Raw genomic sequence first — 588 nt, 5'->3', positions numbered from 1 at the left:
TTACTTCTCCAAAGTATGGCAAATTATGAGGTTAACTACCCCTTAAACTTAACGTAATTCCTATGGCTATAAAAAACGAACTCTCAATTCTTACCAAAGCTGAGCAGCTTGATCTATATTCTCCGCCGCTATTATCACTTGAACAGCAACGATTGTATTTTACGCCAAACGAGATCGAGTTAACAGAGTCGAAAAGTATTCGCCTAAGGAACCACCGATGTTATTTCATTGCTTTATTAGGGTATTTTAAGTCTAAGCCTGTCATTCTTTCACCTAGCTTTAACCTCATCTTTGACGATATGCAGTTTATTTCAACGCAAGTTCAAGGAGGCAAAGGGATCAGGCCTTTCAGCATAAATAAGATGCAACGTGACCGTATATATCAAAGAATACTGAGGTTATTAAACTATCAGAAATGGGACGAAAGTCTGCACTTTGCGCCGTTGTACGATCATCTTGTTATGGTCGGCAAAGCTTGGCTTGAGCCTCGTTATCTATTCGATGCAGCCGCTGAATCTCTAGCAACGCATAGAATTGCCATCCCTAAATATACTGTCTTACAAAAGCTTATCAGTCGTGTTATCCAAC

The 588-nt window shown here is 39.6% G+C and carries 1 protein-coding gene; it reads left to right on the top strand.

Going from position 1 to position 588, the window contains the following annotated elements; translation table 11 throughout:
* Positions 1–62 precede the first annotated feature (62 nt).
* On the top strand, positions 63–588 hold a 526-nt coding region (locus QL995_RS21665), incomplete at its 3' end, for a DUF4158 domain-containing protein (RefSeq protein ID WP_290295084.1).

The sequence above is a fragment of the Pseudoalteromonas sp. APC 3358 genome (genome assembly GCF_030408075.1).
Taxonomy (GTDB): domain Bacteria; phylum Pseudomonadota; class Gammaproteobacteria; order Enterobacterales; family Alteromonadaceae; genus Pseudoalteromonas; species Pseudoalteromonas arctica.
This window is presented reverse-complemented; position numbering and strand designations above follow the sequence as displayed.